Origin of the sequence: Enterobacter sp. Acro-832, assembly GCF_011752745.1 — a bacterium.
Classification (GTDB): domain Bacteria; phylum Pseudomonadota; class Gammaproteobacteria; order Enterobacterales; family Enterobacteriaceae; genus Enterobacter; species Enterobacter quasiroggenkampii.
On sequence record NZ_VWWX01000002.1, the window covers coordinates 302,337 to 320,921 of the forward strand.

The 18,585-nt window shown below is 56.9% G+C and carries 20 protein-coding genes; 12 read left to right on the plus strand and 8 right to left on the minus strand.

What is annotated here, in order from left to right:
- Positions 1-412 precede the first annotated feature (412 nt).
- A complete protein-coding gene (locus F3J31_RS07890) occupies positions 413-2,098 on the minus strand; it encodes an aspartate:alanine antiporter (protein ID WP_014169303.1) in 1,686 nt (561 codons plus the stop codon).
- A 273-nt stretch (positions 2,099-2,371) separates the two neighbouring features.
- Between F3J31_RS07890 and F3J31_RS07895 the strand changes: the two genes are divergently transcribed.
- Positions 2,372-2,746 carry an inner membrane protein YbjM gene (locus F3J31_RS07895; protein WP_024907859.1) on the plus strand — a complete coding sequence of 125 codons (375 nt, stop codon included), beginning with the start codon at positions 2,372-2,374 and terminating at the stop codon, positions 2,744-2,746.
- 30 nt (positions 2,747-2,776) lie between these two features.
- Here the strand turns inward: F3J31_RS07895 and F3J31_RS07900 are convergent, their stop codons facing one another.
- The gene (locus F3J31_RS07900; protein ID WP_006809455.1) at positions 2,777-3,046 is read right to left on the minus strand and encodes a GrxA family glutaredoxin; all 270 of its coding nucleotides are present in this window, start codon (positions 3,044-3,046) and stop codon (positions 2,777-2,779) included.
- 185 nt (positions 3,047-3,231) lie between these two features.
- Here F3J31_RS07900 and nfsA point away from each other — a divergent pair, with 185 nt between their 5' ends.
- The 9 genes from nfsA (at position 3,232) to rlmC (ending at position 11,848) form a co-directional block, all read left to right on the plus strand.
- Positions 3,232-3,954 carry a nitroreductase NfsA gene (gene nfsA, locus F3J31_RS07905; RefSeq protein WP_008503442.1) on the plus strand — a complete coding sequence of 241 codons (723 nt, stop codon included), beginning with the start codon at positions 3,232-3,234 and terminating at the stop codon, positions 3,952-3,954.
- Between the two features lie 69 nt (positions 3,955-4,023).
- Positions 4,024-4,926 carry a 30S ribosomal protein S6--L-glutamate ligase gene (rimK, locus tag F3J31_RS07910; protein WP_045908436.1) on the plus strand — a complete coding sequence of 301 codons (903 nt, stop codon included), beginning with the start codon at positions 4,024-4,026 and terminating at the stop codon, positions 4,924-4,926.
- 63 nt (positions 4,927-4,989) lie between these two features.
- Entirely contained in the window at positions 4,990-5,466 is a 477-nt protein-coding gene (locus F3J31_RS07915; protein ID WP_003858385.1) for a YbjN domain-containing protein, read from the plus strand.
- 351 nt (positions 5,467-5,817) lie between these two features.
- Complete coding sequence (potF, locus tag F3J31_RS07920) at positions 5,818-6,930, plus strand: spermidine/putrescine ABC transporter substrate-binding protein PotF (protein ID WP_045908435.1); 1,113 nt, start codon at positions 5,818-5,820, stop codon at positions 6,928-6,930.
- A 143-nt stretch (positions 6,931-7,073) separates the two neighbouring features.
- The gene (potG, locus tag F3J31_RS07925) at positions 7,074-8,207 is read left to right on the plus strand and encodes a putrescine ABC transporter ATP-binding subunit PotG (RefSeq protein ID WP_045327359.1); all 1,134 of its coding nucleotides are present in this window, start codon (positions 7,074-7,076) and stop codon (positions 8,205-8,207) included.
- A gap of 10 nt (positions 8,208-8,217) precedes the next feature.
- Positions 8,218-9,171, plus strand: a complete 954-nt coding sequence (gene potH, locus F3J31_RS07930) for a putrescine ABC transporter permease PotH (RefSeq protein ID WP_024907854.1) — start codon at positions 8,218-8,220, stop codon at positions 9,169-9,171.
- Positions 9,168-10,013: a putrescine ABC transporter permease PotI gene (gene potI / locus F3J31_RS07935; protein WP_008503447.1), complete on the plus strand. Its 846-nt coding sequence runs from the start codon at positions 9,168-9,170 to the stop codon at positions 10,011-10,013. Before potH ends, potI begins: the two co-directional genes overlap by 4 nt.
- A 65-nt stretch (positions 10,014-10,078) precedes the next feature.
- Entirely contained in the window at positions 10,079-10,552 is a 474-nt protein-coding gene (locus tag F3J31_RS07940; protein WP_045908434.1) for a YbjO family protein, read from the plus strand.
- Between the two features lie 165 nt (positions 10,553-10,717).
- Entirely contained in the window at positions 10,718-11,848 is a 1,131-nt protein-coding gene (gene rlmC, locus F3J31_RS07945; protein WP_167212368.1) for a 23S rRNA (uracil(747)-C(5))-methyltransferase RlmC, read from the plus strand.
- Positions 11,849-11,937: 89 nt separating this feature from the next.
- Here rlmC and F3J31_RS07950 read toward each other — a convergent pair whose 3' ends face one another.
- Entirely contained in the window at positions 11,938-12,387 is a 450-nt protein-coding gene (locus tag F3J31_RS07950; protein WP_167212371.1) for a hypothetical protein, read from the minus strand.
- Between the two features lie 116 nt (positions 12,388-12,503).
- Here F3J31_RS07950 and F3J31_RS07955 point away from each other — a divergent pair, with 116 nt between their 5' ends.
- The gene (locus tag F3J31_RS07955; protein WP_025912904.1) at positions 12,504-13,211 is read left to right on the plus strand and encodes a response regulator transcription factor; all 708 of its coding nucleotides are present in this window, start codon (positions 12,504-12,506) and stop codon (positions 13,209-13,211) included.
- Positions 13,195-14,664, plus strand: coding sequence for an ATP-binding protein (locus F3J31_RS07960; protein ID WP_167212374.1), 1,470 nt, complete (start codon positions 13,195-13,197; stop codon positions 14,662-14,664). Before F3J31_RS07955 ends, F3J31_RS07960 begins: the two co-directional genes overlap by 17 nt.
- Positions 14,665-14,750: 86 nt before the next feature.
- Here F3J31_RS07960 and artJ read toward each other — a convergent pair whose 3' ends face one another.
- From artJ to artP, 5 genes are all read right to left on the minus strand, one after another.
- Complete coding sequence (artJ, locus tag F3J31_RS07965; RefSeq protein WP_045908430.1) at positions 14,751-15,482, minus strand: arginine ABC transporter substrate-binding protein ArtJ; 732 nt, start codon at positions 15,480-15,482, stop codon at positions 14,751-14,753.
- A gap of 173 nt (positions 15,483-15,655) precedes the next feature.
- On the minus strand, positions 15,656-16,324 hold the full coding sequence (gene artM / locus F3J31_RS07970) for an arginine ABC transporter permease ArtM (RefSeq protein WP_167212375.1): 669 nt from the start codon (positions 16,322-16,324) through the stop codon (positions 15,656-15,658).
- Positions 16,324-17,040 carry an arginine ABC transporter permease ArtQ gene (artQ, locus tag F3J31_RS07975; RefSeq protein ID WP_008500033.1) on the minus strand — a complete coding sequence of 239 codons (717 nt, stop codon included), beginning with the start codon at positions 17,038-17,040 and terminating at the stop codon, positions 16,324-16,326. Before artQ ends, artM begins: the two co-directional genes overlap by 1 nt.
- 6 nt (positions 17,041-17,046) lie before the next feature.
- Positions 17,047-17,778: an arginine ABC transporter substrate-binding protein ArtI gene (gene artI, locus F3J31_RS07980; RefSeq protein ID WP_008500032.1), complete on the minus strand. Its 732-nt coding sequence runs from the start codon at positions 17,776-17,778 to the stop codon at positions 17,047-17,049.
- Between the two features lie 19 nt (positions 17,779-17,797).
- Positions 17,798-18,526, minus strand: coding sequence for an arginine ABC transporter ATP-binding protein ArtP (gene artP / locus F3J31_RS07985; RefSeq protein WP_008500030.1), 729 nt, complete (start codon positions 18,524-18,526; stop codon positions 17,798-17,800).
- Positions 18,527-18,585: the final 59 nt, after the last annotated feature.

The following is an 18,585-nucleotide window of genomic DNA, read 5'->3' on the forward strand; positions in this document are numbered from 1 at the left end:
TAATGACCTGATTTTTTTTAATCAAAATACGATTTATCGAGAGCTTTAAGTGCGAATCGATGAGTTCAATACTGAGTGGCGCGTTCCAAAATCCGGAAGAATTGCAGGAACAATTAGCTGACTGATACAGACCCGCCGCTGGCTGGTTTTTTATTATCTGTTACAGCTATATAAAAGTTCTGCCGCGACGATGTCGCTATGCAGGGGAACCTGGAGGCATAAAGCATTAATTTACAGAGTGGTAGTTTTCAGACAACAAAAAACCCATCAACCTTGAACCAAAACGGCGGGGTTGATGGGCTCCACAAATTGGGGACATCAAAGAAAAGCAGTGGCACTAGTTATGACTGCCCCCTGATAAAAAAGTTCTGCGCGTAACAAAAATATTTTCCACTACGCGCATTCTTAGGAGTTATCCGAGTCCTGGCCAGATGATGATAATCAGCGTACCCGCCAGCGTCAGCAGCACGTTAGCGATAGCATACGTGCCCGCATAGCCCAGCGCCGGGATGTTGCTGCGCGCGGTATCGCTGATGATTTCCATAGCAGGCGCACAGGTACGCGCCCCCATCATCGCCCCGAAGAGCAGGGCGCGGTTCATGCGCAGCACGTAGGCACCGAACAGGAAGCAGATCACCACAGGTACCAGGCTGACGATAAGTCCGGAAACCAACATCTGCCAGCCGACGGCGCCGAGGCTGTGACCAATCCCGCTGCCCGCGCTTAAGCCCACGCCCGCCATAAAGACCATCAGACCGAACTCTTTCACCATGTTCAGCGCGCCCTGCGGAATGTAGCCGAAGGTCGGGTGGTTCGCTCGCAGGAAGCCCAGCATGATCCCGGCGAACAGCAGACCGGCGGCATTACCGATGCCGAAGCTGAAGTTGCTGAACTGGAAGGTGATCATCCCGATCATCAAGCCAACGATAAAGAAGGCGCAGAAGGCCAGCAGGTCAGTGACCTGGCTGTGAATGGAGATAAAGCCGATGCGGTCGGCCACGGTTTTCACGCGGCGGGCGTCGCCGCTGACCTGCAGCACGTCGCCTTTGTTGAGCACCACATTGTCGTCGATAGGCATCTCAATCTGGCTGCGGATCACGCGGTTGAGGAAGCAGCCGTGGTCGGTCAGCTTCAGCTGCGCCAGGCGGCGACCCACGGCATTATGGTTTTTCACCACGATCTCTTCGGTGACGATGCGCATGTCGAGCAGATCGCGGTCGAACACCTCTTTGCCGTTACGGAAGCTCGGGTCGAGACGGGCGTGGGCGTCCGGGTAACCTACCAGCGCGATGTCATCGCCCATCTGCAGCACCGCGTCGCCGTCCGGGTTCGCCAGAATGCCGTTGCGGCGGATACGTTCGATGTAGCAACCCGTCTGGCGGTAAATCCCCAGCTCACGCAGATTTTTGCCGTCAGCCCAGGCCACCAGCTCTGGCCCGACGCGATAGGCGCGGATCACCGGGAGATAGACTTTACGTTTGGAGTCGGTATCCAGACCGCGCTCGCGGGCGATTTGCTGGGCGCTGGTCTGCAGATCCTGGTGCTGCAGTTTTGGCAGGTAGCGTGCGCCGACAATCAGGCTCACCAGACCAATCAGATAGGTCAGGGCATAGCCGAGGCTCAGGTGGTCGAGTGCGGTAGAAAGCTGCGCGCCGGCCATGCCGGAATGGCGCAGGGTATCACCGGCGCCCACGAGCACAGGGGTGGACGTCATGGAGCCTGCCAGCATACCGGCCGTTAACCCGATATCCCAGCCAAACAGTTTACCCAGCCCTAAGGCGATCAGCAGCGCGCTGCCGACCATTACCAGCGCCAGCATCAGATAATTTTTGCCGTCGCGGAAGAAAATTGAAAAAAAGTTCGGTCCTGCTTCCACGCCAACACAAAAAATAAACAGCATAAAACCTAAGTTGAGCGCGTCCGTGTTAATGCTGAAGTGCTGCTGGCCTAATAATAAGGAGACGACTAAAACGCCAATGGAATTACCAAGTTGAACTGAACCCAGGCGCAATTTACCCAGGCAAAGGCCCAGCGCCAGTACCACAAATAATAACAGGATGTAATTCCCATTTAACAAGTCTGCGACGTTTATATTCACGGAGGCTAACTTCTTGTTTACCAGTAAGTTGTTGAATGAAAGGACTTTTTGGGCTACTGTTTTCTGGGTCAGGGAAAGGCGTTAACGCTCCCTGTTTCCTGCTTTATTCCCTAAAACATTAGCTGGCGTGTAGTTTAATCGTATTAGCTACTGACAGCTACTGATTATCGCATCACCCTGTGCGTACTTTGGCAAGGATTGCCGCATTGCTTTATCTGACTGGGCGTCTACCCGACGAAAGTGTATTTGATAGAGATAAGTCAGGAGGATAGTTTGAACATTAAACGAAACTGGGCGGGGGTGATCAGCTGCTTTTTGCTGTTCACGGTCGTATGCATGTCGCTTGCTTTTAACGTGAAAGGGGCATTCAGGGCGTCGGGTCATCCGGAGCTGGGGCTGCTCTTTTTTACGCTGCCGGGGGCTGCTGCCAGTTTTCTCTCCCGTAAAGGGGAGGTGGTGAAGCCGCTGCTGGGCGCCATGCTGGCCGCGCCGCTCTGTTTGTTACTGATGCGCTTGCTCTATATCTCAACGCGGAGTTTCTGGCAGGAGCTGGCATGGTTGATGAGCGCCGTATTCTGGTGCGCCCTTGGCGCGCTCTGCTACTTATTTGTGCGCAGTCTGCTTCGGCATCGACGGCACCACAAATAAAAACGCCCTCTCGGTGAGGGCGTCTTCACATTACTGGGCGGCAAACAGGCCCAGATGCTCTTTGGCGTAGGCTTCAAAGTCGGTGCAGCCGCCGATGTGTTTCTGATCGAGGAAGATCTGCGGTACGGTTTCAACCGGCTTACCGACGGTTTTCTCGAGATCCGCTTTCGTGATGCCTTCCGCGTGGATGTCCACATAGCGGAAGTTGAAGTCATCGCGCTCTTCGGTCAGTTTCTCAGCCAGCTCTTTCGCGCGCACACAGTAAGGGCATCCTGGACGACCAAAAATAACTGCAAACATTTCTCTCTCCTCAAAAAAACAAGCCTGACGGCGAATGACACGTATAGTGCCCCATAACCTGTCGTCATTAAAGAAGGTTTCGCCTGTCGTTATAATATCTATGAGCTATGTTTCGCCAATTACATCGCGCATATCATTGCCTATACTGGCTGCCATACGGTTTAAGCAAGACAAAGAGAGACAAGATGACGCCAACCATAGACCTGCTCCTTTCCCATCGTTCCATTCGCCACTTCACCGATGAGCCGATTACCGATGCGCAGCGCGAAGCGATTATTAACAGCGCAAGGGCGACCTCCAGCTCCAGCTTCCTGCAGTGCAGCTCCATTATCCGCATTACCGACCCGGCGATGCGCGAGCAGTTGGTGACGCTGACCGGCGGGCAGAAGCATGTGGCTCAGGCAGCCGAGTTCTGGGTATTCTGCGCCGACTTTAACCGCCACCTGCAGATCTGCCCTGAGGCCGAGCTGGGCCTGGCCGAACAGCTGCTGCTGGGCGTGGTGGATACCGCGCTGATGGCGCAAAACGCCTTTACGGCGGCGGAGTCGCTGGGGTTAGGCGGCGTCTACATTGGGGGCCTGCGTAACAACATTCAAAGTGTGACCGACCTGCTGAAGCTGCCAAAACACGTGCTGCCGCTGTTTGGCCTGTGCCTTGGCTGGCCAGCGGATAACCCGGATCTGAAGCCGCGCATTCCTGCGGCGATGCTGGTGCATGAAAACCACTACCAGCCGGTCGATCAGGATGTCCTGAATCACTACGATGAAGAGCTGGCGAATTACTACATGACGCGCGGCAGCAATAACCGCCGCGACACCTGGACTGACCATATTCGCCGCACCATCATTAAAGAAAATCGCCCGTTTATTCTTGATTATCTGCACAAACAGGGCTGGGCGACGCGATAGTCCATTTATCCTGCGCCTGCCTGCGTATATGATACGCAGGCTTTTTCCATGTCTTCAGAGAGGTGCAGGGTGAAAATTGCCATATTGTCCCGGGATGGAACGCTCTATTCATGTAAGCGCCTGAGAGAAGCGGCGGCGAAACGCGGGCATCAGGTTGAGATCCTCGACCCGATGTCCTGTTATATGAACATCGACCCGGCCGCCTCGTCGATTCACTACAAAGGTCGCAAGCTGCCGCATTTTGATGCGGTCATCCCCCGCATCGGCTCCCAGATTACCTACTACGGCACCGCCGCGCTGCGCCAGTTCGAGATGCTGGGCAGCTATCCGCTCAACGAATCCGTCGCCATTTCCCGCGCCCGCGACAAGCTGCGCTCGCTGCAGCTCCTTGCCCGTCAGGGGATCGATCTCCCCGTCACGGGGATTGCCCATTCACCGGACGACACCAGCGATCTGATCGACATGGTGGGCGGCGCCCCTCTGGTGATCAAGCTGGTGGAAGGCACCCAGGGCATTGGCGTGGTGCTGGCGGAGACGCGTCAGGCAGCGGAGAGCGTGATTGACGCCTTCCGCGGGCTGAATGCCCATATTCTGGTGCAAGAGTATATTGAAGAGGCCAAAGGGCGCGACATCCGCTGCTTCGTCGTGGGAAACGAGGTGGTGGCGGCCATTGAGCGCCAGGCCAAAGAGGGCGATTTCCGCTCTAACCTTCATCGCGGCGGCGTCGCGCGTGTAGCCGATATCAGCGACCGGGAGCGGGAAATTGCCGTGAAAGCGGCGCAAACCCTGGGGCTGGACGTGGCGGGTGTAGACCTGCTGCGGGCGACGCGCGGGCCGCTGGTCATGGAGGTGAACGCCTCGCCCGGACTGGAAGGCGTGGAAAAAACCACAGGGGTCGATATTGCGGGTAAAATGATCTTATGGATCGAGCGTCATGCGACGCCGGGCTACTGTCTGAAAACGGGTGGTTAAATGGATTACCGCGCGCTTTTTGAGTACCCTATGCGAAGTTTTTATTAAAGAGGCTGCATCGCGATGGATTTACAGGTCGTACCTACACTGGATACGTTACGTCAATGGCTTGATGATGCCGGAATTACGTTCTTCGAATGCGATTCCTGCCAGGCGCTGCATCTGCCTCATATGCAGAATTTCGACGGCATTTTCGATGCCAAAATCGATCTGATTAACGATGTGATCCTTTTCTCCGCGCTGGCCGAAGTGAAGCCCTCCGCGCTGCTGGCGCTGGCCTCCGACCTGTCGGCCATCAATGCCAGTTCTTTGACGGTGAAGGCATTTCTCGACATACAGGATGATAATCTGCCAAAACTGGTCGTTTGCCAGTCTTTATTCTCCGGGGCAGGGCTATCGTTCAAGCAGTTCGCCTGGTTTATGCGCCTGAGCGAAGAGCAAATTTCGATGGTCATGATGGAAGCCAATGCACATCATCTGCTGTATAGCGCGGAAGATGATGCAGAGAATAATGATGCATCTCCCAATTTTCTTCACTAAGCCTGTCTGACTTTTGCGCAGTCGCTGCCATGGCGGCTGCAGAAGGCCATTTTTTCTGCTGCTTTTAACCTTCCTTTAAAGAATTATTCACCTCCCTGAAGGCCATTTCGGCTTATCACGTAGACTTAACCTGCATAAAAAATTGATAAAAGGCGTTTTTTCGTCTGGGCTATAGCCGGAGACACGGGCTACAGTTATTCTTGCGATGCTTCAAAAAGCGAGCGGAAGCTGCCGGGTAAAGAGGTTTCTTTTTATTTTGAGCAGAGCGACAAACTATGCATGATTTTTGCATATATCCAGATTGCACAGTTTTAGTTCGTTTGTTAACGAGCTTTCAGAAGGAATAACACTATGATCGCCTTGAATAAAAAATGGTTATCGGGTCTGGTTGCGGGTGCTCTGATGGCCGTCTCTGCCGGCACGCTCGCTGCGGAACAAAAAACGCTGCACGTTTATAACTGGTCTGACTATATTGCGCCGGACACGGTGGCAAATTTTGAAAAAGAGACCGGCATTAAAGTAGTCTACGACGTGTTCGATTCCAACGAAGTGCTGGAAGGAAAACTGATGGCGGGCAGCACCGGGTTTGACCTCGTGGTGCCTTCCGCAAGCTTCCTCGAGCGCCAGCTGACCGCAGGCGTCTTCCAGCCGCTGGATAAGAGCAAATTACCGAACTGGAAAAATCTCGATCCGGAAGTGCTGAAGCTGGTGGCCAAACACGACCCGGACAACAAATACGCGATGCCGTATCTCTGGGCGACCACCGGTATCGGCTTTAACGTCGATAAAGTGAAGGCGGCGCTGGGCCCGGACGTGAAGCTGGACAGCTGGGACGTGGTGCTGAAGCCGGAAAACCTTGAGAAGCTGAAAAGCTGCGGCGTCTCCTTCCTCGATGCGCCGGAAGAGATTTTCGCGACCGTGCTGAACTACCTGGGCAAAGACCCGAACAGCAATAAGGCGGATGATTACACCGGCCCGGCGACCGATCTGCTGCTGAAGCTGCGTCCAAACATTCGTTACTTCCACTCTTCCCAGTACATTAACGACCTGGCGAACGGCGACATCTGCGTCGCGATTGGCTGGGCAGGGGACGTTTGGCAAGCGGCTAACCGCGCGAAAGAGGCGAAAAACGGCGTGAACGTCTCTTACTTCATTCCGAAGGAGGGGGCGCTGGCCTTCTTTGACGTCTTCGCGATGCCGGCTGACGCGAAAAACAAAGACGAAGCGTATCAGTTCCTCAACTACCTGATGCGTCCTGAGGTTATCGCCCACATCAGCGACCACGTTTACTACGCGAACGGTAACAAGGCCTCCGTGCCGCTGGTGAGCGAAGAGATCCGTAATAACCCGGCTATCTATCCGCCAGCGGATGTGTTCGCCAAGCTCTTCACCCTGAAAGTTCAGGATCCAAAAATTGACCGCGTGCGTACCCGCGCGTGGACCAAGGTGAAAAGCGGTAAATAACGGCGTTTGGTATTGCTGCCCGGAGGCGCTATCGCTTACCGGGCCTCTACAACCCGTAGGCCGGGCAAGCGTTAGCGCCGCCCGGCGATGCGCACCCTGACGGTGCGTTTGCACCAGTTTTGATCTCTACCGGAGAACACCCCGTGAATGACGCGATCCCCCGCCCGCAGGCGAAAGTCCGTAAAGCGCTGACCCCGCTGCTTGAAATTCGTAACCTCACCAAATCTTTTGATGGCCAGCATGCCGTGGACGACGTCAGCCTGACGATCTATAAAGGCGAAATTTTTGCCCTTCTGGGGGCCTCTGGCTGCGGTAAATCGACCCTGCTGCGCATGCTGGCCGGTTTTGAACAGCCCACCGCCGGGCAGATCGTGCTCGACGGCGTGGATCTCTCCAGCGTGCCGCCGTATCAGCGCCCGATCAACATGATGTTCCAGTCCTACGCGCTGTTTCCGCACATGACGGTGGAGCAGAACATCGCCTTCGGCCTGAAGCAGGACAAGCTGCCGAAAGCCGAAATTACCGCGCGCGTGGCCGAGATGCTGAGCCTCGTGCACATGCAGGAGTTCGCCAAGCGTAAGCCGCACCAGCTCTCCGGCGGCCAGCGCCAGCGCGTGGCCCTGGCCCGCAGCCTGGCAAAACGCCCGAAACTGCTGCTGCTCGACGAACCGATGGGCGCGCTGGATAAAAAGCTGCGCGACCGTATGCAGCTCGAAGTGGTCGATATCCTCGAGCGCGTGGGGGTGACCTGCGTGATGGTGACCCACGACCAGGAAGAGGCCATGACCATGGCCGGACGTATCGCCATCATGAACCGCGGGAAGTTCGTGCAGATTGGCGAGCCGGAAGAGATTTATGAGCATCCGACCACCCGCTACAGCGCGGAGTTCATCGGCTCGGTTAACGTCTTCGAAGGGCTGCTGAAAGATCGTCAGGAAGACGGTCTGGTCATCGAATCGCCGGGGCTGCAGCATCCGCTTAAGGTTGATCCGGATAGCTCCGTGGTGGATAACGTGCCGGTCTACGTCGCGCTACGTCCGGAGAAGATCATGCTCTGTGAGGATCCGCCTGCTGATGGCTATAACTTTGCCGTCGGGGAAGTGGTGCACATTGCCTATCTGGGCGATCTCTCTATCTATCACGTGCGCCTGAAAAGCGGGCAGATGCTCAGCGCGCAGTTACAGAACGAACATCGCTATCGCAAGGGACAGCCGACCTGGGGCGACGAAGTGCGCCTGTGTTGGGATGCAGACAGTTGCGTTGTGCTGACGGTATAAGGAGCGGCCAATGAGTACACTTGAACCTCCAGCCCGCGTCGAAAAGCCGGGCGGCTTTGCCCACTGGCTGACGCGCATGCAGATGAAGCACGGCCGCAAGCTGGTCATCGCCATGCCATACGTGTGGCTGATCCTGCTGTTCCTGCTGCCGTTCCTGATTGTTTTCAAGATAAGCCTGGCGGAAATGGCGCGGGCGATCCCGCCTTACACCAACCTGCTGGACTGGGCCGACGGGCAGCTGACGCTGACCTTAAACCTGGGTAACTTCCTGCAGCTCACCGACGACCCGCTCTATTTCGAAGCCTATCTGCAATCGCTGCAGGTGGCGGCGATCTCGACGCTCTGCTGTCTGGTGATGGGCTACCCGCTGGCGTGGGCGGTGGCACACAGCAAGCCGTCAACGCGTAACATCCTGCTGTTGCTGGTGATTTTACCGTCGTGGACCTCGTTCCTGATCCGCGTTTACGCGTGGATGGGGATCCTGAAAAACAACGGCGTGCTGAACAACTTCCTGATGTGGCTCGGGGTTATCGATCAGCCGCTGACGATCCTGCACACCAACCTCGCGGTCTATATTGGGATTGTGTACGCCTATCTGCCGTTTATGGTGCTGCCGATCTACACGGCGCTGACGCGTATCGACTACTCGCTGGTGGAAGCGTCGCTCGATCTCGGTGCCCGTCCGCTGAAAACCTTCTTCAGCGTCATTGTCCCGCTGACCAAGGGCGGCATTATCGCCGGGTCGATGCTGGTCTTTATCCCGGCGGTGGGGGAGTTTGTGATCCCGGAACTGCTCGGCGGGCCTGACAGCATCATGATTGGCCGCGTGCTGTGGCAGGAGTTCTTCAATAACCGCGACTGGCCGGTGGCCTCGGCGGTGGCGATCGTGATGTTACTGCTGCTGATCGTGCCGATCATGTGGTTCCACAAGCATCAGCAGAAACAGATGGGAGATCACGGATGAACAACTTACCGGTAGTGCGCTCCCCGTGGCGAATTGCGATCCTGGTCATCGGCTTTACCTTCCTGTATGCGCCGATGCTGATGCTGGTGATCTACTCGTTTAACAGCTCCAAGCTGGTGACGGTCTGGGCAGGCTGGTCGACGCGCTGGTACAGCGAGCTGTTCCACGATGATGCGATGATGAGCGCGGTGGGGCTGAGCCTGACCATTGCGGCGCTGGCGGCGACCATGGCGTCCGTGCTGGGCACGATCGCCGCGCTGGTGATGGTGCGCTTCGGACGTTTTCGCGGTTCAAACGGCTTCGCCTTTATGATCACCGCTCCGCTGGTTATGCCGGACGTGATCACCGGTCTCGCGCTGTTGCTGCTGTTCGTGGCCCTGGCGCACGCCATCGGCTGGCCGGCGGACCGCGGGATGCTCACCATCTGGCTGGCGCACGTCACCTTCTGTACCGCCTATGTCGCGGTGGTGATCGCCTCGCGCCTGCGCGAGCTGGATCGCTCCATTGAAGAGGCGGCAATGGATCTCGGCGCGACGCCGCTGAAGGTCTTTTTCATCATCACGCTGCCGATGATTATGCCAGCGGTGATCTCCGGCTGGCTGCTGGCGTTTACCCTGTCGCTCGACGATCTGGTTATCGCCAGCTTTGTCTCCGGCCCGGGGGCGACGACGCTGCCGATGCTGGTTTTCTCCAGCGTGCGCATGGGGGTCAACCCGGAGATCAACGCCCTGGCCTCTATCATCCTCGGCGTGGTCGGAATTGTCGGATTTATCGCCTGGTATTTGATGGCGCGCGCGGAAAAACAGCGCGTGCGCGATATCCAGCGTGCAAGACGCGGCTGAAGGATTTAAAATTTCCAGTGATGTGCCGCGCATGACGCGGCACTGTTTTTCAGGGAAGTAAAACATTGGGATTATTAAAAAAATCACGTATTACGCACGCGCGTCCTAACGTACCTGCACTGGTTCAGGTGGCGGCGCTCGCCATTATTATGATCCGCTGCCTGGACGTGCTGATGATTCTGAATACCCTGGGCGTGCGCGGCATCGGTGAATTCATTCACCGCAGCGTGCAGACGTGGAATCTGACGCTGGTCTTTTTGAGCAGTCTGGTGCTGGTGTTTATCGAGATCTACTGCGCGTTTTCGCTGGTTAAAGGGCGCAACTGGGCGCGCTGGGTCTATATGCTGACGCAGATTACCGCGGCGAGCTATCTCTGGGCCGCTTCGCTGGGGTATGGCTACCCGGAGCTGTTCAGTATTGCCGGTGAGTCCAAACGCGAGATCCTGCGCGCGCTGTTTATGCAAAAACTGCCGGACATGCTGGTGCTCTTTCTTCTCTTCGTTCCGGCCTCCAGTCGGAGATTCTTCCGCCTGCAATAATGTGTATACACGTCATCCTTCAAGCCGTCTCTGCGTTGGCCGCGTCTGTTCACCCCAGTCACTTACTTGAGTAAGCTCCTGGGGATTCTCAGACTTGCCGCCTTGATACAACTTGAATGATTTTGTGTATATAATCGCAGCCCTCGTGATTTTTAAGGTTTTCATATGCAGTGCGCACTCTATGCCGCCGGACGCTGCCGCTCCTGTCAGTGGATAGAACAGCCGGTCTCTCAACAACTCACCGCCAAAATGGCCGACCTGCAACAGCTGCTGGCAGAACACGCGGTGGGCGAGTGGTGCGCACCCGTCAGCGGCCCTGAGCAGGGTTTTCGCAATAAAGCCAAAATGGTGGTCAGCGGCAGCGTGGAAAAACCGCTGCTGGGGATGCTGCACCGCGACGGCACGCCGGAAGACTTAACCGACTGCCCGCTCTATCCCGCTTCCTTTGCGCCGGTCTTTGCCGCACTCAAGCCGTTTATTGCCCGGGCAGGGTTAACGCCCTATAACGTGGCCCGCAAGCGCGGCGAGCTGAAATACCTTCTGCTGACCGAAAGCCAGATCGACGGCGGCATGATGCTGCGCTTCGTGCTGCGCTCTGAAACTAAGCTGGCGCAGCTGCGCGCGGCGCTGCCGTGGCTGCAGGAACAGCTTCCGCAGCTTAAGGTCATTACGGCGAACATTCAGCCGGTACATATGGCGATCATGGAAGGGGAGAAAGAGATTTTCTTCACCGACCAGCACGCGCTGGCGGAGAGCTTCAACGGCGTGCCGCTGTGGATCCGCCCGCAAAGCTTCTTCCAGACCAACCCGACCGTGGCAAGCAGCCTGTACGCCACCGCCCGCGACTGGGTGCGTGCGTTGAACGTTCACCACATGTGGGATCTGTTCTGCGGCGTGGGCGGGTTTGGCCTGCACTGCGCCACGCCGGAGATGCAGCTCACCGGGATTGAGATCTCTGGCGAAGCGATTGCCTGCGCGAAGCAGTCCGCCGCCGAACTGGGGTTAACGAATCTGCACTTCCAGGCGCTCGACTCCACGCAGTTCGCGACCGGCCAGGGCAACGTGCCGGAGCTGGTGCTGGTCAACCCGCCGCGCCGCGGCATCGGCAATGCGCTGTGCGACTACCTGAGCCAGATGGCGCCGGAATACATCATCTATTCCAGCTGCAACGCGCAGACCATGGCGAAAGACATCGATCAACTACCGGGCTATCGCGTTGAACGCGTTCAGCTTTTTGATATGTTCCCGCATACCGCGCATTATGAAGTGCTGACGTTGCTGGTGAAAACGCACTAATCCTCAACATCGCCCGGTGGCGCTGCGCTTACCGGGCCTACGATCCGGAGTAGGCCGGGTAAGGCGTAGCCGCACCCGGCTTTGTTTGCTCAACCCAGGAATGCGACTCCCGCCTCTGTTTTAAGCCAGCGTGGCGCTTTCAACTGGTCGGCAAAATAGCCTGTCAGCTCAAAGAGCAGATCACCCATCACGCGGGCTGACTCCGGCGCAAGTACCCCCCCTATTAAGAGTTGCGTAATCTCCTCACAATAACGGCACAGTTGATCAGGCTCCGCGTTGAATGCAGGTTCTCTTTCTGGGAAAACGTCCACCGTTAATCGTTCATACAAATGCTCCGGCACAGGTTCCAGCAGCATCGGGCGGAGCAAGGCAAGACAGGTGGCGAGGCGGCCACAGAGCACGATTTTTCTGGCAGGATCGGTTTCTTCAACCAGCGCTTCGCAGTAGCGCTGGCAGTTGTCGGCCAGATCGGTGAAATCGGTATTGTGATTAACAGGAAGTGTGAGAAGTGTGTCCGAAAAAGACGAGACGATCGACATATAAACATCCTCAGTATGTTGGTTTGTTACCTTCCAAATCTTCAACAAAATGTGAACTCTTCATCCCGGCGAAATCAGGTAAGCTTACGTCATAAGAAATGAATGAAGGCTTACCCATGAAGCAGATCCTGCTGGTGGAAGACGACCACGATATCGCGGCGCTTCTGCGACTCAATTTAGAAGACGAAGGCTACGCCATCACCCACGAGCCCGACGGGGGCAACGCCCTGCAGCGTCTTGAAGCCCAGACGTGGGATGCGGTGATCCTCGACCTGATGCTGCCCAACGTGGACGGTCTGGAAATTTGCCGCCGCATCCGTCAGATGACGCGCTACCTGCCGGTGATCATCATCAGCGCCCGCAGCAGCGAAACCGACCGCATCACCGGGCTGGAAACCGGCGCCGACGACTATCTGGCAAAACCGTTCTCCGTGCAGGAGCTGATTGCGCGTATCAAAGCACTGTTTCGTCGCCAGCAGGCGATGGGGCAGGCGCAAACCGACGGACACATTCAGGCGCACGGACTGACCATCGATCCGCTGGCGCGCAGCGTGCTGCTTCACGGCCAGGTGGTGGACCTCACCCCGCGCGAGTTCGAACTGCTCTACTTCTTTGCCCGTCATCCCGGCGAGGTGTTCTCCCGTCTGGCGCTGCTGGAGCAGGTCTGGGGCTACCAGCATGAAGGCTACGAGCACACCGTCAACACCCATATCAACCGCCTGCGCATCAAGATAGAGAAGGACGCCGCCGAGCCGGAGATCATTCGCACCGTCTGGGGCAAGGGCTACAAATTTGCGGAGCCGCAGCATGATGCGTCGCTTTAGCCTGAGCCAGCGCCTGACGCTGCTCTTCATCCTGCTGATGATGCTCTGCGCCGCCGTCGCCTGCGCGGTACAGCTCTACAGCAGCATGCAGTACGGTAATGCAATGGTGCAGCGTTTGTCGGGTGGGCTGGCGCAGCAGATCGTCCAGCGCGAACCGATTCTTGACGCGCAGGGCCGGGTCGACCGCAGCGCGCTGAAACCGCTGTTTGGCCGGCTGATGACCTTCAATCCGAGCGTTGAGCTGTACGTTATCTCTCCTGACGGCGATATCCTCGCCGATGCCGCACCGCCGGGCCATGTTCAGCGGCAAAAAATCGATCTGGCGCCGGTGCAGAGCTTCCTGAGCGGCACCGCCATGCCGGTACTGGGCGACGATCCGCGCAGTCAAAATAAAAAAGTCTTCAGTGCCACGCCGCTGCGGCAGGATGGCGAGCTAAAAGGCTATCTGTACATTATCTTGCAGGGCGAGGAGTCAAATGCTCTGGCGGAAATGGCCTGGCACAAGGCGCTGTGGAGTACCGTCCTGTGGTCACTGCTGTGGGTCGCGCTGTTTGGGCTGCTGGCAGGGCTGCTGGTCTGGTACTGGGTCACGCGTCCGGTCAAACAGCTTACGGTGGAGGTCGCCGGGCTGGAGCAGGACAGCATGAGCGCAATCAGGCTGCTGGCGGCACAGACGCCGGACGCGGCGGCAAAAGATGAAGTGGCGATCCTGCGCAACAGCTTTATCGAGCTGGCGCGCAAAATCACCCAACAGTGGGATCGGCTGGCCGACAGCGATCGCCAGCGCCGGGAGTTTATCGCCAATATTTCGCACGATCTCCGCACGCCGCTGACCTCACTGCTGGGCTATCTCGAAACCCTGTCGCTCAAATCCGCCACCCTGACGCCGCAGGAGCACCAGCAGTATCTCGCCACCGCGCTGCGTCAGGGGCAAAAAGTCCGGCATCTTTCGCAGCAGCTGTTTGAGCTGGCGCGCCTGGAGCACGGCGGCATTAAACCCCAGCGCGAGCGGTTCGCAATGGCGGAGCTGATTTCCGACGTGGCGCAGAAGTTTGAGCTCACCGCCCGCACGCGCGAGGTCAATCTGCATATTGACGTGCCGGGGCCGCTGCCGATGGTAAACGCCGATGTGTCGATGATTGAACGCGTGGTGACTAACCTGCTGGATAACGCGATGCGCCATACGCCGGGCGGCGGAGAAATTCGCCTGGCGGTGTGGCAGGAAAATGAACAGCTGCAGGTCGAAGTGTCCGACAGCGGAACGGGCGTGGATGCCTCGCTGCGCGACGATCTGTTTCAGCGGCCGTCGGCGCTCAATACCCAGGCCTCGCGGGAGAATCGCGGCGGGTTGGGGCTATTAATCGTGAAACGGATGCTGGAGCTGCACGGGGGCGGGATCAGGCTAATGGAGTCGGTGAGCGGGGCACGGTTCAGGTTCTTTGTGCCGTTATGAGAGAGTGCCGGGCGGCACTGCGCTTACCCGGCCTACAAATCCCCCCGTAGGCCGGGTAAGGCGAAGCCGTCACCCGGCAAAAGACATTACTGCGGGAACCACTGATCGCTGATTTTCTGGTACGTACCGTCCGCTTTAATCGCTTTCAGCGCACCGTTCAGTTTTTCCAGCAGGGCTTTGTTATCCGGACGTACCGCGATGCCGAGGCCCGTGCCGAAGTACTGCGGATCGGTCACTTTTTCCGTTGCGGTGCCCAACTGCGGGTTGGTTTTGAGCCACTCGTTCACCACGGCGGTGTCGCCGAAGACGCCGTCGATACGGCCATTTTTCAGGTCGATAATCGCGTTCTGGTAGCTGTCATAGGCCACGGTCTTCACTTCAGGATGTTTGTCCTGCAGGTATTTCTGGTGCGTGGTGCCGTTTTCCATCCCGATGCGTTTGCCTTTCAGCTGATCGAAAGAGGTATACGCGCCTTTCTTCGCAATCACCACCGCCGAGTTGGCGTAGTACGGGTCGGTGAACGCCACCTGCTTGCTGCGCTCAGGCGTGATGTCCATCCCGGAGATCACCGCGTCGTATTTTTTGAACTTCAGCGACGGGATCAGGCTGTCAAAAGCATGGTTAGTAAAGGTGCAGTCGGCCTGCATCTGTTTGCACAGCGCTTTCGCCAGATCGATATCGAAACCGACGATCTGGTTGCTGGCATCCAGCGACTCAAACGGCGGATAGGTGGCGGACACGCCGAAATTGATTTTTTCCGCAGCGGATGCGCCAGCGGCGAAGGTGGCGAGTAATGCGGCCAGAACTAACTTTTTCATTGTAATGCTCCCGTCTGTCTTATTGATGCGCCGTGTCTGCGGCCTGGATGTACAATGCCAGTTAATGAATTTATATGCAATAAAAATGATTAAGTATTATTTTTATCGCAAAAAAAAGCGGATAACCCATCAGGTTACCCGCTTTATGAATACCGTTTTATGTATTCGCGTGGTTAATTTCTGCGCTCAAACGCCAGCGCTTTACGCTCAATCAGGCGCATCATCAGCGTCAGCAGACCGTTCACCACCAGATACACCACGCCCGCTGCGCCGAACACCATCACGTCATAGGTGCGTCCATACAGCAGCTGTCCGTGACCCATCACTTCCATCAGGGTGATGGTGTAGGCCAGCGAGGTACTTTTGAACACCAGCACCACTTCGTTGGAATAGGAGGAGAGCGCGCGCTTAAAGGCGTACGGCAGCAGGATTGCCAGCGTGTCTTTCTTGCTCATGCCCAGCGCCCCGCAGGACTGCCACTGGCCTTCCGGGATGGCGCGGATCGCCCCGTAGAACAGCTGGGTGGTATAGGCCGCGCTGTTCAGCGAAAGGGCAATCAGGGCACACAGCCACGGCTCAGAGAGCAGATGCCAGATAACCGGATACTCCTGCAGCGACGGGAACTGGCCCGGGCCGTAGTAAATCAGGAAGATCTGCACCAGCAGCGGCGTACCGGTAAACAGGGTGATGTACCCGCGCACAATCCACACCAGCACCGGCGTTTTCAGCGTCAGGATGATGGTGAAGATGAGCGCCAGGAGCAGCGCCACGATAATGGACGCCACGGTCAGCGTCAGGCTGGTGTGCAGCCCTTTCATCAACTCGGGAAAGTATTCAAGCATCAGCCTGGTCTCCGTTCAAAGCGCGTCGCTCGCAGGTCAATACGCTTGAGGATGTACTGACTGAGCAACGTGATCACCAGGTAGATCGCCGCCGCCACAATGTACCAGGTAAACGGCTCCTGGGTACGGGTGGCGATGCTTTTGGTTTGCAGCATCAGATCGTTAACGCTTATGAGGCTCACCAGCGCGGTATCTTTCAGCAGCACCAGCCACTGGTTGCCGAGCCCCGGCAGGGCATGACGCCACATCTGCGGCATCACCAGACGGAAAAAGATGGCGGATTTCGACAACCCTAACGCCTGACCCGACTCCCATTGTCCCTGCGGCACGGCTTTCAGCGCACCGCGCAGGGTTTGCGACGCGTACGCGGAGTAGAGCAGGGAGAGGGCAATCACGCCGCACAGGAATGGACTGACGTCGAAGTTGTCGATCTGCATCTGCACTGGGATCTGCGCAAAGCCAAGATTGATTGTGAAGCCGTCAGACAGCGTCAGCAGCAGCTGTGAGGAGCCGAAATAGATAAACAGGACCACCAGAATTTCCGGTAGCCCACGCAGCACGGTGACCAGCGCGGAGCCTGTCCAGGCGACGGGGAACCATTTCGCGGATTCCCACACCGCAAAGAACATCGCCAGCACGAGGCCGATAATCAGTGCGCAAACGGCAAGGCCGACGGTCATCCCGGCGGCGCTTGCTAAAGGAAAAATTTCATTCATCAGGAATTACTTCTGGAACCATTTTTTGTAGATGGTTTCGTAGGTGCCGTCTTTCTTCACTTTTTCCAGCGCAGCGTTGAATTTCTGCTGCAGCTCAGTGTTGCCCTGACGAACGGCAATCCCCAGACCGGTACCGAAGTAATCCTTATCGGTCACTTTGTCGCCCACTGGCGCCAGCTTGTCGTTGGCTTTCAGCCACTCGGTCACCACCGCGGTATCACCAAATACGCCGTCGATACGGCCATTTTGCAGATCCAGCTTCGCGTTCTGGTAGCTGTCATACGGAACGGTGGTGATTTCCGGATGCTTATCCATGATGAATTTCTGGTGCGTGGTGCCGTTCTGCACGCCCACTTTCTTGCCTTTCAGCTGATCGACAGAGGTGAATTTACCTTTCTGACCAATGAACAGGGCGGAGTTGTCGTAGTAAGGGGTGGTGAACAGCACCTGCTTTTCACGCTCGGGGGTGATGTCCATACCGGCCATCACGGCGTCGATACGGCGGAACTTCAGGCTTGGGATCAGGCTGTCGAACGCCTGGTTGCTGAAGGTACAGGTTGCATCGATCTCTTTACACAGGGCGTTAGCCAGGTCCACGTCGAAGCCCACAATTTTGTTGTTCGCATCAATGGACTCAAACGGAGGGTAAGAGGCTTCCGTCGCGAAACGAATGGTCTGGGCTGCGGTAGCAGAAAGGGTAACGCCAGCAAGCAGCACGGCAAGTAATACTTTTTTCATTATATTTCCCCTGACACAATCAATGAGATAAATAGTTTTTGAAGGCATCGGTTTGCGGGTTAGCGAAGCAGCTCGCATCACCTTGCTCAACGATATACCCATTTTCCATGTAGACCACACGGCTGGCGGTTTTGCGCGCCACTTCCACTTCGTGGGTGACGATAACCTGCGTAATGTTGGTTTCCGCCAGCTCGCGAATGATGCTCACGATCTGGGCGGTGATTTCCGGATCCAGCGCCGCCGTCGGTTCATCAAACAGCAGCACCGCGGGTTCCATCATCAGCGCACGGGCAATAGCCACGCGCTGCTGCTGACCACCGGACAGGTGCAGCGGGTAGCGGTCGCTGTAGGGCTTAAGGCGCAGACGCTCCAGCAGCTTTTCGGCACGCGCAATGGCCTGATCCTTGCTTAACCCCAGCACGCGGCACGGGGCTTCAATCAGGTTCTGCAGCACGGTCAGGTGCGGCCAGAGATTGTATTGCTGGAAGACCATGCCGACGTTTTGACGCAGTTCGCGAATCGCCTTATCAGACGGCGTCTTCGCGAAATCAAAATGGTTACCGGCAATCGCGAGCGTACCTGAACGGGGCATCTCAAGCAGATTAAGAACACGCAGAAGGGAGCTTTTACCTGCACCGCTTGGGCCAAGCAAAACCAGCGTTTCGCCTTCCGGGCAGTTTAGCGTGATGTCAAACAGCGCCTGGTGTGCGCCGTAGAAGCAGTTAATGCCGTTTAGTTTAATACTCATCGGGGCAGTCTTTACTCATCCAGGCAATCTATAGCAATTGAGGCCGCAGATAGTACCGT

Bases quoted from the DNA above. Each gene is read 5' to 3' on its own strand.
- F3J31_RS07900 (WP_006809455.1), bottom strand. From the start codon at position 3,046: ATGTTTGCAGTTATTTTTGGTCGTCCAGGATGCCCTTACTGTGTGCGC.
- nfsA (WP_008503442.1), top strand. From the start codon at position 3,232: ATGACGCCAACCATAGACCTGCTCCTTTCCCATCGTTCCATTCGCCAC.
- F3J31_RS07915 (WP_003858385.1), top strand. From the start codon at position 4,990: ATGGATTTACAGGTCGTACCTACACTGGATACGTTACGTCAATGGCTT.
- potF (WP_045908435.1), top strand. From the start codon at position 5,818: ATGATCGCCTTGAATAAAAAATGGTTATCGGGTCTGGTTGCGGGTGCT.
- potH (WP_024907854.1), top strand. From the start codon at position 8,218: ATGAGTACACTTGAACCTCCAGCCCGCGTCGAAAAGCCGGGCGGCTTT.
- potI (WP_008503447.1), top strand. From the start codon at position 9,168: ATGAACAACTTACCGGTAGTGCGCTCCCCGTGGCGAATTGCGATCCTG.
- rlmC (WP_167212368.1), top strand. From the start codon at position 10,718: ATGCAGTGCGCACTCTATGCCGCCGGACGCTGCCGCTCCTGTCAGTGG.
- F3J31_RS07950 (WP_167212371.1), bottom strand. From the start codon at position 12,387: ATGTCGATCGTCTCGTCTTTTTCGGACACACTTCTCACACTTCCTGTT.
- F3J31_RS07955 (WP_025912904.1), top strand. From the start codon at position 12,504: ATGAAGCAGATCCTGCTGGTGGAAGACGACCACGATATCGCGGCGCTT.
- F3J31_RS07960 (WP_167212374.1), top strand. From the start codon at position 13,195: ATGATGCGTCGCTTTAGCCTGAGCCAGCGCCTGACGCTGCTCTTCATC.
- artJ (WP_045908430.1), bottom strand. From the start codon at position 15,482: ATGAAAAAGTTAGTTCTGGCCGCATTACTCGCCACCTTCGCCGCTGGC.
- artM (WP_167212375.1), bottom strand. From the start codon at position 16,324: ATGCTTGAATACTTTCCCGAGTTGATGAAAGGGCTGCACACCAGCCTG.
- artQ (WP_008500033.1), bottom strand. From the start codon at position 17,040: ATGAATGAAATTTTTCCTTTAGCAAGCGCCGCCGGGATGACCGTCGGC.
- artI (WP_008500032.1), bottom strand. From the start codon at position 17,778: ATGAAAAAAGTATTACTTGCCGTGCTGCTTGCTGGCGTTACCCTTTCT.
- artP (WP_008500030.1), bottom strand. From the start codon at position 18,526: ATGAGTATTAAACTAAACGGCATTAACTGCTTCTACGGCGCACACCAG.